Origin of the sequence: Azospirillum sp. TSH58, assembly GCF_003119115.1 — a bacterium.
In the GTDB taxonomy this organism is placed as follows: domain Bacteria; phylum Pseudomonadota; class Alphaproteobacteria; order Azospirillales; family Azospirillaceae; genus Azospirillum.
Genome location: NZ_CP022367.1, coordinates 436,428 through 451,797 on the forward strand (window position 1 = coordinate 436,428; position 15,370 = coordinate 451,797).

8 protein-coding genes are annotated in these 15,370 nt (G+C 70.9%); 4 read left to right on the forward strand and 4 right to left on the reverse strand.

What is annotated here, in order from left to right; translation table 11 throughout:
• The 3 genes from TSH58p_RS23615 (at window position 1) to fes (ending at window position 9,154) form a co-directional block, all read left to right on the forward strand.
• Window positions 1–207, forward strand: coding sequence for an MbtH family protein (locus TSH58p_RS23615; protein ID WP_109071752.1), 207 nt, complete (start codon window positions 1–3; stop codon window positions 205–207).
• Between the two features lie 62 nt (window positions 208–269).
• Complete coding sequence (locus TSH58p_RS23620) at window positions 270–7,454, forward strand: non-ribosomal peptide synthetase (RefSeq protein ID WP_109071753.1); 7,185 nt, start codon at window positions 270–272, stop codon at window positions 7,452–7,454.
• 14 nt (window positions 7,455–7,468) lie between these two features.
• Window positions 7,469–9,154 (forward strand): enterochelin esterase, encoded by a 1,686-nt coding sequence (gene fes / locus TSH58p_RS23625; RefSeq protein WP_247895561.1) that lies wholly within the window; start codon window positions 7,469–7,471, stop codon window positions 9,152–9,154.
• Here fes and TSH58p_RS23630 read toward each other — a convergent pair.
• Both TSH58p_RS23630 and TSH58p_RS23635 read right to left on the reverse strand, forming a co-directional pair.
• Window positions 9,132–9,788, reverse strand: a complete 657-nt coding sequence (locus TSH58p_RS23630; protein ID WP_109469458.1) for a ChrR family anti-sigma-E factor — start codon at window positions 9,786–9,788, stop codon at window positions 9,132–9,134. The two genes, fes and TSH58p_RS23630, sit on opposite strands and share 23 nt — an antisense overlap.
• On the reverse strand, window positions 9,785–10,360 hold the full coding sequence (locus tag TSH58p_RS23635; RefSeq protein ID WP_109469459.1) for a sigma-70 family RNA polymerase sigma factor: 576 nt from the start codon (window positions 10,358–10,360) through the stop codon (window positions 9,785–9,787). The genes TSH58p_RS23630 and TSH58p_RS23635 overlap by 4 nt, the downstream gene beginning before the upstream one ends.
• Window positions 10,361–10,563: 203 nt before the next feature.
• Here TSH58p_RS23635 and TSH58p_RS23640 point away from each other — a divergent pair, with 203 nt between their 5' ends.
• On the forward strand, window positions 10,564–12,000 hold the full coding sequence (locus TSH58p_RS23640) for a sigma-54-dependent Fis family transcriptional regulator (protein WP_109469460.1): 1,437 nt from the start codon (window positions 10,564–10,566) through the stop codon (window positions 11,998–12,000).
• A gap of 149 nt (window positions 12,001–12,149) precedes the next feature.
• Here the strand turns inward: TSH58p_RS23640 and pflB are convergent, their stop codons facing one another.
• A complete protein-coding gene (gene pflB / locus TSH58p_RS23645) occupies window positions 12,150–14,432 on the reverse strand; it encodes a formate C-acetyltransferase (protein ID WP_109469461.1) in 2,283 nt (760 codons plus the stop codon).
• Between the two features lie 310 nt (window positions 14,433–14,742).
• Entirely contained in the window at window positions 14,743–15,366 is a 624-nt protein-coding gene (locus TSH58p_RS23650; RefSeq protein WP_247874290.1) for a membrane integrity-associated transporter subunit PqiC, read from the reverse strand.
• Window positions 15,367–15,370: the final 4 nt, after the last annotated feature.

Consider the following 15,370-nt stretch of genomic DNA (forward strand, 5'->3'; position numbering starts at 1 on the left):
ATGACCAACGACCAGTATGTGAATCCCTTCGACGACGAGCGCCACGACTTCCTGGCGTTGGCGAACGATGCCGGCCAGTTCAGCCTGTGGCCGTGCTTCGCCGCGGTGCCGGAGGGCTGGACCGCCGTCTTCGGCCCCGCCGGGCGCGCTGCCTGCCTCGACCACATCGAGGCCGCCTGGACCGACCTCACCCCCGCCGCCGCCTGAGCTGCATAGCCCTCTCCCCAGAAAGGAGAGGGGATTCAACATTCGACATCAAGGACAGGGCCATGCGCATCATCCCCCTGCTGGGCACGCAATTGGGCATCTGGCTGGCGGATCAGGTCGCGGCCCGGAAAAACGCCTACGTCATCGCCCACGCCATCGAGCTGAACGGCGCCATCGACGCCGTGCGCCTGTCGCAGGCCATCCGCGACGGGCTGGCGGAGGCCGACACGGTGACCGCGCGATTCGCCGAGCGGGACGGCGGCGTCGTCCAGATCCTGGGCGGTGGCAAGGCTGCGACGGAGCCGGAGCGTATGGACCTGACCGCGGCGGCCGACCCGGAAGCGGCAGCACGCGCCGTCATGGCCGACGATCTGGCCGGCGACCTGCCCGCCGACGGCAACCGTCCGCTGTGCCGCCAGATCCTGTTCGACGTCACCCGAGCGGATGGGGCGCCGCGCTGGATCTGGTACCAGCGCTACCACCACATCATGCTGGACGGCTACAGCTTCAACGCGCTGACCCGCCGCATCGCCGATCTGTACGGCGCGGCGATGGACGGGCGGACGCCGCCCCCCTGCCCCTTCGTCTCCGTCGCCGCGGTGGCAAAGGAGGAAGCGGCCTATCTCGCCTCCGACGCGCTGGTCCGCGACCGCGCCTATTGGAGCGGGCTGTGCCGGGACTTTCCGGCGCCGCTGACCCTCTCGGTCCAGGGCGCCAAGCCGACCGAGCAGCAGGCCACGTCGGAGGTGGTGGCCCACGCCGCCGCCCTGCCCGACCCGCTGGCCCGCGCACTCGCCGGGCTGGCGGAGGGTTGCGGCGTGTCGGTCGCCGATCTGGCGATGGCCGGCATCGCCGTCTATCTGCACCGGCTGTCCGGCGATCCCCGCCCGGTGGTGGGCGTGCCCTTCATGCGGCGCATGGGCTCCGCCGCCGTCCACGCCATGGCGCCGGTGGTCAACGTGCTGCCGGTGCGCATCGACCTGACCGGGGCCGGCACGCTGGCCGAAGCGGCCGGGCGGGTGCGGGCCGCGCTGCGGGAGGCGCGCCGGCACCAGCGCTACGACGCGGAGCGCATTCCCCGCGACCTGGGGCAGGTCGGGTCGGGCAAGGCGCTGTATGGCCCGGTCGTCAATTACCGCCTGTTCGATTACGACCTGCGCTTTGCGGGCGTCGAGGCGGTCACCCACCATCTGGCGACCGGCCCGGTGGACGACTTCGAATTCGGGCTGATGACCCGCGGCGGCGGCATCGCGCTGGAACTGCGCGCCGACCGCACGCGCTACGACGCCGCTGAACTGGCCCGTCACGCCCGGCGCCTGATCCGGCTGCTCGACGCGGCGGTGGCCGGCACTCCGCTGGACGCCCTGCCGGTGATGGACGCCGACGAGGAAGCGGCCATCGCCGCCTGGTCCGCCGGCACCGTCTTCACCGCGCCGGACCATCCGGCGACCCTGATCGAGGTGCTGGACCGTCAGGCTGCGGAGACGCCGGAGGCCACGGCGCTGGTGTTCGGCGACACCCGCAACAGCTTCGTGGAGCTGTCGGGCGCCGTGTCGCGGCTGGCGCGGCGTCTGATCGCGCGGGGCGTCGGCCCCGGCGATGTGGTGGCGGTGGCGGTTCCGCGCTCCGCCGACGCGGTGGTCGCCATGCTGGCGGTGCTGGCGAGCGGCGCCACCCATCTGCCGCTGGACCTCGACTACCCCACCGAGCGGTTGGCGATGATGTGCGAGGACGCCGGGCCACGCTGCGCGCTGACCTGGACCTCGGTGGTGGAACGGCTGCCCGCCGGGCTGGAGGCGCTGTGCCTGGACGACGCCGACCTGCTGGCCGCCTGCGCCGCCCTGCCCGGCGGACCCGTCGCGGCGGCGGAGCGCAAGGCGACCCTGACGCCGGCCCACGTTGCGACCATCATCTTCACCTCCGGTTCCACCGGGCGCCCGAAGGGGGTGATGAACACCCACGGCGCGCTGCTGAACCTGCTGCTGTCCCACACGGCAACGGTCTACGGTCCGGCGCTGGAGGCCGTGCGGCGGCGCCACGGCCCCCGCGTCCTGAGGGCCGCGCACACCCATTCCTTCGCCTTCGATTCCTCCTGGCTGCAAATTTTCTGGATGCTGCTGGGGCAGGAACTGCACGTCTTCGACGAGGAGATGCGGCGCGACGCCCAAGCGCTGGTGCAGGAGGTGCGGAGCCGGCGCATCGACGCCATGGACCTGCCGCCCTCCTTCTGCGCGCAGATGCTGGCTTGCGGCCTGATGGAACCGGGGCACCATCACCCGATGCTGATCCTGATCGGCGGCGAGGCGGCCTCCCCCGCCCTGTGGACGGAACTCCGCGGCCATGCCGATCTCATGGCGGTGAACCTCTACGGCCCGACCGAGAACACGGTGGACACGCTGCGCGCCCCCGTCGCGGTGGCGGAGCGGCCGGTGGTCGGGCGCCCGGTCGGCAATGTGCGGGTGCATGTGCTGGACGCGCGCCTGCGCCCGGTGCCGATCGGCGCGGTGGGGGAACTCCACATCGGTGGCGCCGGTCTGGCGGCGGGCTATGTGGGCCGTCCGGGACTGACCGCCCAGCGCTTCGTCGCCGATCCGTTCGGCACGGGCGGGCGGCTCTATCGGACCGGCGATCTGGTGCGCTGGACCGCCGACGGGCAGATCGACTTCATCGGGCGGGCCGATCACCAGATCAAGGTCCGCGGCTACCGCATCGAGATCCCGGAGGTCGAAGCCGCCCTGCACCGCCTGCCCGGCGTGACGGGGGCGCTGGTGGTGGCGGAGGCGGTGAACGGAAGCCACCGGCTGATCGCCTACTGCACTCTGGCGGAAGGCTCGGAGCGGACGTCCCGTGACCTGCTGCACGGCGTGCGCGAACGGTTGCCCGATTACATGGTGCCCTCGGCGCTGGTGGTGCTGGACGCCTTCCCGCTGACCGTCAACGGCAAGGTGGACCGGGCGCGCCTCCCCGCCCCGGCGGCGGAGACCGGCGGCGCGGCTCCCGCCACCCCGGCGGAGGCGCTGCTCTGCCGCGCCATGGCGACGGTTCTGCAACTGCCGTCGGTGGGCGCCGACGCCGATTTCTTCGCGCTGGGCGGTGACAGCATCAGCGCCATCGCGCTGGGCAGCGCGCTGCGCGCCCATGGGTTCGAGCTGCGCCCCCGCGACGTCTTCGCCGGACGCGACCCGCGGCGGATGGCGCCCGCCCTGAAGCCGCTGGTTCCCGAACGCCGGACCGCCACAGCGCAGCCCGCCGCCGATCTGGCGGCGCTGGAGGCCCGCCATGGCCCGGTCGCGGCGGCGGTGCCGCTGCTGCCCCTGCAGAAGGGCATGCTGTTCCAGAGCCAGCTCGGCGGCAAGGCCAGCGCCTACAACGCCTTCACCGCGCTCGACCTCGACGGGCCGCTGGACGCGGAGCGGCTGGGGCGGGCTTTCGACGCCGTGCTGCGCCGCCACCCACAGCTTGCCGGGCTGTTCGACCACGACACCCACGGCGACCCGCTGCTGGTCATCCCCGCCCTGCCGGACGGCGACGCCGGGCTGTGGCCCGTCGAGCACCACGACCTGTCGGAATGGTCGCCGGAGACCCGCGCCACGGAACTGGTCCGCATCGAGGCCGCGGCGGCGGAGCGCGCCAACCCGACCGACCGTTTCCTGGGTCTGGTGAAGGCCGTTCTCGTCCGCACCGCGCCCGACCGTCATCGGCTGCTGATCGCCGTGCATCATCTGGTGGTCGACGGCTGGTCCACGCCGCTGCTGCTGCGCGATCTGCTGACCGCCTATGGGCAGGGTCCCGATGCGCTGACGCCCCCGACCGTCGCCTATCCGGCGGTGGTCCAGGGCCTGCTGGCCCGCGACGGCACGGAGAGCCGGGCCGCCTGGAGCGGGGCGCTGGCCGGAGCCACCCCGACCGTTCTGTTCGACCCGGCCCGGTCCGGTGGCGACGCGCCGATGGAGGAAGCCGAGCTGGCCCTGCCGGCGGACCTGACCGACGCCCTCCTCTCCCGCCTGCGGGCGGAGGGGCTGACGCTGAACGCGCTGATGCAGGCGGTGTGGGGATTGGTCCTCGGCAATCTGGCGGGGCGCGACGACGTGCTGTTCGGCACGCCGGTCTCCGGTCGCTCCGCCGCCGTTCCGGGCGTGGAGGAGCAGGTGGGCCTGTTCCTGAACACCCTGCCAGTGCGGGTGGCGCTGGACCCGGCGCGGCCGCTGTGGGAGCAGCTTCCGGCCATCCAGGAGCGCCACATCGCCCTGATGGAGCATGACGGGCTGGGCCTGTCGGAGCTTCAGGCGATGGCGGGTGGTACGGCGCTGTTCGACACGCTGCTGGTCGTGGAGAACTACCCGGACAGCGGATACGAGGCCATCGACCTCGGCGGTGTCCGCGTCTCCGGAGTCCACAACCGCGGTTACAGCCACTACCCGCTCGCCCTGCTGGTCCTGCCGGGCCGCGAGCTGACCCTGCTGGTGGAGAACCGCGGCGCCGTGCCCGACGCGGCGGCGCTGGCGGAGCGGGTCCGCGGCCTGTTGGGCGCGCTGGTCCGCCATCCCGAGACGCCCGTGGCCGCCCTGCCGACCCTGACGGAAACGGAGCGGCGGCACCTCGCCGCGGTGAACGCCACCGCACGGGCGGTGCCCCGGACCACGCTGCGCGATTTGCTGGCCGGACAGGCGGCGCGCACGCCGGACGCCGTCGCGCTGGTCGACGGGCGGGAGAGCCTGACGTTCCACGCGGTTCGGCGACGGGTGACCGCCCTGGCCGGGCGACTGCGCGCCCTGGGGGTGCGCCCCGGCGACGTGGTGGCGGTGGGCGTGCCGCGCTCCGCCGCGCTCAGCCTGTCGATCCTGGCGGTCATCGAGGCGGGGGCGGCCTATCTGCCGCTCGACCTCGGCTATCCGGCGGAGCGGCTGGCCTTCATGCTGTCCGACGCCCAGCCGCGCGTCCTGATCACCAACGCGGCCTCGCGCCCGCTGTTCGGCGACGCGGTGCCGGTGCTGTCGGTCGATGAGAACGCCGGCGAGGTGGATGAAGCGCCTGTTCTCATGGAGGAACTGACGCCGGAGCACCCGGCCTACGTCATCTACACGAGCGGCACCACGGGGCGGCCCAAGGGCGTGGCGGTGTCGCACGGCGCCATCGTCAACCGCATTCTGTGGATGCAGAACGAGTATCCCCTGGGGCCGGACGACGCGATCCTGCAGAAGACGCCCTGCGGCTTCGACGTGTCGGTGTGGGAGTTCTTCTGGTCCTTCCTGGTCGGGGCGCGGCTGGTCATGGCGCCGCCCGAGGCCCACCGCGACCCGGCGGCCCTGGTTCGGCTGATTGAGGAACACCGCATCACCACGATCCATTTCGTGCCGTCGATGCTGGCCCTGTTCACCGCCAGCGTGATCGAAAGCCACGGTCCCGACGCGCCCATGTGCACCAGCCTGACCCGCGTCTTCTGCAGCGGCGAGGCGCTGGGGCGGAGCCTGTCGCGCGCCTTCGCCGACCGCTTCGGCGCGGCGCTGCACAACCTCTACGGCCCGACCGAGGCGGCGGTGGACGTCACCTGTTGCCCGGCGTCCGGCGCCTGGATCGAGGGGGACGGCGGGGTTCCCATCGGCAAGCCGGTGTGGAACACGCAGCTCCGCATCCTCGACCACGCCCTGCGACCGGTGCCGCCGGGAGCGGTGGGGGAGCTGTATCTGTGCGGCGACCAGCTCGCCATCGGCTATCTCGGACGACCCGGCCTGACGGCGTCGCGCTTCGTCGCCGATCCCTTCGATCCGGGGCGGCGCATGTACCGCACGGGCGACCTCGCCCGCTGGCTGCCGGACGGCTCGGTCGAGTATCTCGGCCGCACCGACCATCAGGTGAAGATCCGCGGCCAGCGCATCGAGCTGGGCGAGATCGAGAGCGCGCTGGCCGCCCAGCCCGGCGTCGCCCAGGCGGTGGTGACCGCCGTCGTGCTGGGCGAGGGCCGTTCCGAGCCGGGCATGGACCGGCGCCAACTCGTCGCCCATCTCGTTCCGGCAGCGGGCCGGACGGTGGACGAGGCCGCCATCCGCGCCGCCCTGCAGGACACGCTGCCGCCGCACATGCTGCCCGCCGCCTACGTGACGCTGGACGCCCTCCCCCTCTCGCCGAACGGCAAGCTGGACCGCAAGGCCCTGCCCCTGCCCATCGCGGGCGCCAAGGCGGACTCGTCGGGCCGTCCACCGGCGCCGGGGCTGGAAAGCCGTCTGGCGGTCCTCTTCGCCGAACTTCTGGACCTGGAACGGATCGGCGCGGACGACGATTTCTTCGCCATCGGCGGCCATTCGCTGCTGGCGATGCGGCTGGCGGCGCGCATCCGCCGCGACATCGGGCGGCCGGTGGCGGTCAGCCAGATCATGGTCGCCCCCACCGTCTCCCGTCTGGCCGCCCAACTGGCCGAAACCCAACTGGCCGAAGCGGGCAAACGGGACGAGCCGGAGAATCTGGGCTTCGCGCCGGTGATCCGCCTGCGCCACGGGTCGGGGCCGCCACTGATCTGCCTCTATCCGGGCTCGGGCCTGTCCTGGCAGTACAGCGTGCTGTCGCGTTACGTGGGCGGCGACCGGCCCATCGTCGGGCTGCAATCGCCGCGCCCCAACGGCCCGCTGGCGCTCAGCGCCGACCTCGACGAGCTGTGCGACCGCCAGCTCGCCATCCTGCGCGAGGTGCAGCCGCAGGGCCCCTACCATCTGCTGGGCTATTCGCTGGGCGGCACGGTCGCCTACGGCCTGGCGGTGCGGCTGCGGCGGATGGGGGAGCGGGTTGACTTCCTCGGCCTGCTCGACACCTACCCGGCGGAGGCGCACGACTGGAGCGGGCTGGGCCGCACCGACGCCGACCGGGCGGCCGAACGCGAGCAGGAACAGTTCCTGGGCGACGCCCTGGCCGACGTGATGGACGAGGATCTGCGGCGGGAGAAGGTGGAGATGTTCGGCCACATCTTCGGCAACTACAAGGACGCGGTGCGGGTTCTCTCGAAGGCGCGCACCCCCGTTTACGACGGCGAACTGACGCTGTTCGTGGCGGAGAAGTCGATCCCGCCGGAGATCGACCCCGAGGGAAGCTGGGCGGGCCGCGTTGGGAGCCTGTCCGTCCACCGCCTGTCCCACTGCTCGCACGAGGACATCATCGCCCCGGCGTCCCTGCGGATCGTCGGCCCCCTGCTCGACCGGGTGATCGCGGAGGCGGTCGCCGCCGACGCGGAACCGGTCCGTGCCGCGGTGGGCGGATGAGAAAGGCCGGGCGATTGAAGCGTCTGACACTCGTGGGACTGGTGATGATGGTTCTGAACGCCTGCGCGGGGGTGCCGTACGGCTCCCCGCTGGTCCTTGACGGTCCCGTGTCCGGCACGGAGAGCGGCGGCGTCCATGCCCTGGACCTCGACGACGGCGACTATGTCGAAGGTGTGCTCGATTCGGGAACGGACGCGGCGGAGCTGCGGCTGATCGACCAGGAGGGACGCCCCGTCCGGCTTCTGCTGAACGGAACGGCGGGGCGGGAAGCCTTCCGGTTCGTCGCCGGGCCCGGCATGGCGGCGCTGCGGGTCACGCTGCGCGGGACCGGCGGCTATCGGCTGGCGCTGACCCGCCGCATCGCCGTGGCGGACCAGCATCCCGTCCTTCAGGGGCATCTGAGCCCGACCATCGCCGCCCTGGCGGAAACGGTGAAGCGCGGCGGCGGGACCGATGCCTTCTGGCGGGACATCGCCCGGCGCGGCACGCCGTTGGTGGAACCTTTGAAGGACGCGTCGGGATCGGACCGGGTCATAATGACCTTCCTGGCGCGGGGGGCCCGCCACAACGTGCGCCTGCTCGGGGGGCCGACCTCCAACCATGAAAACCTCGAACGGCTCGGCGGCAGCGACGTCTGGTACAAGAGCTTCACCGTCTCCGCCTCCACCCGCCTGTCCTACCAGATCGCGCCGGACGTGCCGAACTTCCCCGGAACCTGCCGCGAATGCCGGATGGCGATCCTGGCGCGGCTTCAGGCCGATCCGCTGAACCATCGCCCCTGGCCACCCGACGCGCCCGATGCCTACAATCAGGTCTCCCTGGTGGAGTTGCCCGGCGCCCCGCCCCAACCCGGCCTGGAAGGCGGCTGGGCCGAACCGGCGGGCCGGCTCGTCGCCGAACGTTTCACCAGCGGCATCCTCGGCAACACGCGGGACGTCGCGGTCTATGCGCCGCCCGGCACCGATCCGGCGGCCAAGGACACGATCCTGCTGCTGCTGTTCGACGGGCCGGACTATCTCGGTCGGCGCGCGCCGGTTCCAACCATGCTCGACCGGCTGACCGGCGACGGCCGCCTGCCGCCGACCGTCGCCGTCTTCATCGCCAACCCCACCGCCGAGGCGCGGGAACGCGAATTGCCGGCCAATCCCGCTTTCGCGGCGATGCTCGCCGACGAGCTTCTTCCCTGGCTGAGGGAGCGGGCGGGCATCCGGTCCCGGCCCGACCGCACCGTTCTGGCCGGGTCCAGTTACGGCGGGCTGGCGGCGGTGTCCGCGGCGCTGGCCCATCCGGACCGGTTCGGAAACGCGCTGTCCATGTCCGGCTCCTTCTGGTGGCATCCGGCCGAGGCGCCGCCGGACCGCCCGGAGCATATGGCCTCTCTGGTGGCGTCGCGCGATCGCCGCCCGGTGCGTTTCTTCCTCAGCGCGGGCTTGTTCGAAACCGGTGGCGACGGTGAGATCGGCATCCTCGAAAGCTCCCGCCATCTGCGGGACGTGCTGGAAGCCAAGGGCTACGCCGTTGCGTACCGCGACTACGCCGCCGGGCACGACGGGTTCGCCTGGCGCGGCGCGCTGGGCGACGGTTTGCTGGCCTTGTTCGGGCGCCGAACCGGATTCCACCAAGCCGACGACGATGCCGTCCCTTGCCACGGTCTCTCTTGCCCCGGTCTCACGCCGATCAGAAGCGGAACCCGCGGTTGAGCAGCCAGCCGAGCGGCCCGGTGAACACCAGGGGCTGGTCCTGCACCAGCAGGCACAGGCACTCCCCCTCCGCATCGGCCACGGCGTGGTGCGGCGAGCCGGTCTCATAGGACGCCACGTCGCCGACGCGGTAAGCCCCGAACTCGTCGGAGAAGCCGCCCTTCATCACCAGCAGCATCTCGCTGTCGGTGTGGCGGTGGGCCGGAACCCGCGCTCCCGGGGCCATGCGCAGCAGGCAGGCCGAGGCCGTTCCGGCGCTGACGGCCCAGGCGGACAGATGGACGCCGGGAACGACGCGCACCCACTCCAGCGCGTCCGGTTCCGCACCGATGGCGCGGCGCAGCGGACCGGGGAACAGGCTCTTTCCGGCCGGGACGGCGACGGGCGGCGGCGGAGGGGCGCCCGCATCGCCCAGCCGGGTCATCAGGGTACCGAACAGGGTGTCGGACACCGGCTCGGGCGGCAGATCCGCCAGCAGGACGCCGCCGCAGGTCTCCAGCTCGGCGACCTGCGCCCGGCAGTCCGGACAGTAGGCGAGGTGGGCGGCGACCAGCAGCGACTGCACCGCGCGCAGGCTGCCGGCGGCGTAATCGAGAAGCAGTTCGGGGGCGGGATGATGGGCCGGCACGGTCATGCCCCCTCACCAAACGCCCGGCGCAGGCGGCCGAGGGCCAGCCGCAGGCGCGTCTTCACGGTCCCCAGGGGGATGCCGCGTTCGGCGGAGATTTCCGTGTGAACCTTGTCCTCGTAGTAGGCGAGCCGCAGCACGTCGGCCTGCTCCGGCGGCAGGTTGCCGATCACCGCGCGCAGGCGGAAGGCCGTCTCGGCGGCTTCGAACTGGTGGTCGGGCGTCGGCTCCTCCCCACCGTCCGGCGTCAGGTCATCGGGTTGAAGCTCGGGCCGCCGCTCCTGCCGGACGCGGTCGATCCGGCGGTTGCGGGCGATGGTGTAGATCCAGGTGGAGGCGCTGGCCAACGCCGGGTCGAAGCGGTCCGCCCGCAGCCACACCGCCATCATGACGTCCTGGACCAGCTCCTCCGCCGCGCTGCTGTCGGCGCCGAGCCGGCGCATGTAGGCCTTGATCCGCGGCGCGAAATGGTCGAACAGCGCGCGGAAGGCGGTGGAATCGCGGTTGCGCGCGACGGCAAGCAGAAGTTGCTCATGGTCCGGCATGTTCGGGTCGTTCGAATCGGCCTTCGGCAGCATGCCAGTGGGAAGTCTTCGGTCGGTCAAGGTCGTACCGCACCATACAACAGCGTGCCCCCCGGCACACGGCGTAATTCGGCATAGGATCACCGTCGTGCGTATGGGCGGCGCATCCCCCAACTGGATTCCCTGGTATGGTGCCCCCACTTGATGCTAGGTCCGCGAAGCCCTCCACCAAGCTCCCCACCAAGAAGGAAGAAGGCATGAGCCTCGAACCGAACTTCGAACATCTGCGGGCCAGGGCCGTGGAGTCGCTGTTCCACCATCTGGCGGACGCCTGCGTCGGGCTGATCGTGGTCGACCGGGACGCGCGGATCGCCTGGATCGGCGACCGCTATCTGGAGTTGCTGGGCTATTCCGGGAACCCGGACGACGCGCTGGGCCGCCCGGTGGAGGAGGTCATCCCCAACAGCCAGATGCGCCATGTGGTGGAGAGCGGGCAGACCATGCTGCTCGACCTCATGGACATCGGGGAGCGGACCATCGTGGTGACCCGCCTGCCGCTGCGCGAGGAGGACGGGACGCTGATCGGCGCCATCGGCTTCGCCCTGTTCGACCGGGCCGACCGGCTGCGCCCGCTGATGTCGAAGTACCAGAAGCTCCAGGAGGAGCTGAACCGCACCCGGCAGGAGCTGGCGCAGGAGCGGCGCGCGAAATACTCCCTGTCGCAGATGATCGGCAACAGCGATTCCATGCGCGAGGTCAAGCGGCTGGCCCGCCGCGCGGCGCAGCTCGACAGCACCGTGCTGCTGCTGGGCGAGACCGGCACCGGCAAGGAACTGCTGGCCCACGGCATCCACGCCGCCAGCCCGCGCGCCGGTGCGCCCTTCGTCGGGGTGAACGTCGCGGCGATCCCGGAGAATCTGTTGGAATCGGAGCTGTTCGGCGTCGCCCCCGGCGCCTACACCGGCGCCGACCGCAAGATGCGCGAAGGCAAGTTCCAGTTGGCCGACGGCGGCACCCTGTTCCTGGACGAGATCGGCGACATGCCGCTGCCGCTCCAGGCCAAGCTGCTGCGCGTGCTTCAGGAGCGGGAGTTCGAGGCGGTCGGCTCCAACAAGGTGGTGCGCGTCGATCTGCGCGTCATCGCGGCGACCAGCCGCGACCTCGACGCCCTGGTCCGCGAGCGGCAATTCCGCGCCGACCTCTATTACCGTCTGAACGTGGTTCCGATCACCCTGCCGCCGCTGCGCGACCGGACGGACGACATCGGCAGCATCGCCGACCGCATCCTCGACGAGCTGGCCTTCACCACCGCCGCCCCATCGCGGGAACTGACCGCCGGGGCCATCGCCGTGCTGGAGGATTACGACTGGCCGGGCAACGTGCGGGAGCTGCGCAACGTGCTGGAGCGGGTGTCGGCCATGACCGACGACACGGCCCTGACCGCCGAGCACATCCGCGGCGCCCTGCCGCGCGCGGCGGGTCCCGCCGGCCCGGGCGAGCGCCCGGCGGAGAGTGGAGACCGTCCCTTGAGCGACGTGCTGAAGGAGACGGAACGCGCGGCCATCGTCGGTGCCCTGTCCCGCACCGGCGGGGTGAAGGCGAAGGCCGCCAAGCTGCTGGGGATTTCGCGCGCCTCGCTCTACGAGCGGATGCAGGCGCTGGGGATCAGGGAGGACACGCAGGGGACGGTGTAGAAGCCCTTCTCCCCTCTGGGGAGAAGGGTATGGGATGAGGGGGCGGCCGCAAGGCCGGAAATGCACTGCATTGAGGCTGCGTTGACGCCCTGACGGGCGCCCCCTCACCCTAACCCTCTCCCCAAAGGGGAGAGGGGACTTTCAGGGACTCAATGCGCGCCGTGGAAGGTGCGGCTGATGACGTCCATCTGCTGCTCGCGGGTCAGCTTGATGAAGTTCACCGCGTAGCCCGACACCCGGATGGTCAGCTGCGGGTACAGCTCCGGATGGTCCATGGCGTGCAGCAGCGTCTCGCGGTCGAAGACGTTCACGTTGATGTGGTGGCCGCCCTGGCCGAAATAGCCGTCGAGCATGCCCACGAGGTTCGCCACCCGCTCGCCCTCGGTCGGCCCCAGCGCGCCGGGCACGATGGTGAAGGTGTAGCTGATGCCGTCCTGGGCGTGCGCGTAGGGCAGCTTGGCCACCGATGCCATCGAGGCGATCGCCCCCTTGCGGTCGCGCCCGTGCATCGGGTTGGCCCCCGGCGCGAAGGGCTGGCCGGCCTTGCGCCCGTCCGGCGTGTTGCCCGTCTTCTTGCCGTACACGACGTTCGAAGTGATCGTCAGCACCGACTGCGTCGGCACCGCGTCGCGGTAGGCCTTCTGCTTGCGCAGCAGGCCCATGAACGTCTCGACCAGCCACACCGCGATGCCGTCGACCCGGTCGTCGTTGTTGCCGAAGGCCGGATAGTCGCCCTCGATCACGAAGTCGGTGGCGAGACCGCGCTCGTCGCGCACCACCTTGACCGTGGCGTGCTTGATCGCCGACAGGCTGTCCGCGACCACGCTCAGCCCGGCGATGCCGCAGGCCATGGTGCGCAGCACGTCGCGGTCGTGCAGGGCCATCTCCAGCCGCTCGTACATGTACTTGTCGTGCATGAAGTGGATGGCGTTGAGCGTGTTCATGTAGGCGCGCGCCAGCCATTCCATCATCGGCAGCAGCCGCGCCACCACCGTGTCGTGGTCGAGCACGTCGCCGGTGATCGGCGCGAAGGCCGGGCCGACCTGCTCGCCCGACACCTCGTCACGGCCGCCGTTGATGGCGTAGAGCAGCGTCTTGGCGAGGTTGGCGCGGGCGCCGAAGAACTGCATCTGCTTGCCGATGCGCATGGCCGAGACGCAGCAGGCGATGCCGTAGTCGTCGCCCCAGAAGGGCCGCATCAGGTCGTCGTTCTCGTACTGCACGGAGCAGGTCTTGATCGACGTCTCCGCGCAGAACGCCTTGAAGCCCTCCGGCAGGCTTTCCGACCACAGAACCGTCAGGTTCGGTTCCGGCGCGGGGCCCAGATTCTGGAGCGTGTGCAGCATGCGGAAGCTGCCCTTGGTCACCAGCGTGCGCCCGTCGAGCGCCATGCCGCCGATGCACTCGGTCACCCAGGTCGGGTCGCCCGAGAAAAGCTGGTCGTATTCCGGCGTGCGCAGGAAACGCACCATCCGCAGCTTGATGACGAACTGGTCGATCAGCTCCTGCGCGCCCGCCTCGTCGAGGCGGCCTTCGCGCAGGTCGCGCTCGATGTAGACGTCGAGGAAGCTGGAGACACGGCCGAGCGACATGGCCGCCCCGTTGGCCTCCTTCACCGCCGCCAGATAGGCCAGATAGGTCCACTGCACCGCCTCGAAGGCGTTGGCCGCCGGGCGGGTCACGTCGAAGCCGTAGGAGGCCGCCATCGTCACGAGGTCGCGGAGCGCGCGGATCTGCTCGGTGATCTCCTCGCGCAGGCGCAGCGTGTGCTCGTCGATGCGGTCGACCTCCAGGCTCTTGTACTGCGCCTTCTTGTCGGCGATCAGGAAATCGGCGCCGTAGAGCGCCAGCCGGCGGTAGTCGCCGATGATGCGGCCGCGCCCGTAGGCGTCCGGCAGGCCGGTGATGACGCCCGACTTGCGGCAGCGCAGCATCTCCTCGGTGTAGACATCGAAGACGCCGTCGTTGTGCGTCTTGCGCAGCGCCGGGAACACGTCGTCCAGCTTCGGCGAGGGGGTGAAGCCGTAGGCCTCCAGGCCCGTCTTGACCATGCGCCAGCCGCCGAAGGGCATGATCGACCGCTTCAGCGGCTTGTCCGTCTGAAGCCCGACGATGACCTCAAGCTCCCGGTCGATGTATCCGGGGGCGTGGCTGACGATGGAGGACACCAGTTCCGTGTCGGCGTCCAGCACGCCGCCCTTGGCCGCGCGCTCCTCCTTCAGGAGATCGCGCACCTTGTTCCACAGCGACAGGGTGCGGTCGCTGGCCGGGGAGAGGAAGCTGCCGTCGCCGTCGTAGGGGCGGACGTTCTTCACGATGAAATCGCGCAGATCGACCGTGGTCCGCCAGGAACCGGGCGCAAAACCGCGCCAGGGGTCCGGCGTTTCGGCTTCGGCAACGGGGATTTTCGGTTCGAACATCAGAGAATCCATGACGCGCCTCTATTGGTCTGCGGCGGTCCCTACCCTCCCCGGCGGGGGCCGCGCCACGTTGCGCGGCGCCGGACCGGACGGACCCGCCCGGCCAAGCATCGCGCTTGCCCGATCAGTAGGCGCCCAAAGCTCCCCAGCCACATTGATCCCAATCAATCAATCTCTGCGAAATACGCAGGGCACCGTCCAAGTCACGTCCTGTCACGAAAGTTGAAAAAACGTCGCGCTTTTGCAGCGCAGCATTTGAGACAATCCACCGAAAATCGAATATTTTCACTTGGCTCGCCGAATTTAAAACAGACGACCAGGATCAGCGCAGCGCGCTTGCAATATCTTGCGCCAAGCGGTCCAGGGTACGACCGAGCGCATCGGCGACGGCACCGGGGTCGCCGACCGCGGCGACCGGTTCCTGCACCGCGGTGTGGCCGAGCCGGCGCAGCCGATCGCCGCCCTGGTCGAAGACCCGCCAGCGCGCCTCAAGGACCGCCGGCCCGTCCTCCGCCGCGTCGAAGCGGTCCAGCGTCACCTCCACCACCTGGGACAGCGGAAAATCGCGCTGGAGCGGCAGGCCGACCACCTCCGCCCCCGGCAGGTCCGTCTCCAGGTTCCGCAGCAGCTTGCGGGTCACCATCTCGTCGAGGGGACCGCCCCAGCGGTCGAACTCCTTGACGACCAGCCGGTTGCCCGGCGCCCGCATCACCAGCTCGGACCGGTCGAGATAGCCGGGGACCTTCACGCCCTCCAGCCCGATCACCCGCCGCTGCGCCTCGCCGGTCCGCAACGGAGCGTTGCCCGGCCTTGCAGCGTCCTGGGGCGTGGCGTCCGGCGCGGCGTCCAGATGGTAGAAGCGGCTGGGCGGCGTGCTGCAGGCGGCCAGCACAGCCACGGCGGAAGCGCACAGCAGAAGGCGACGGGCGAGAGCAATCAGAGCCATGGGA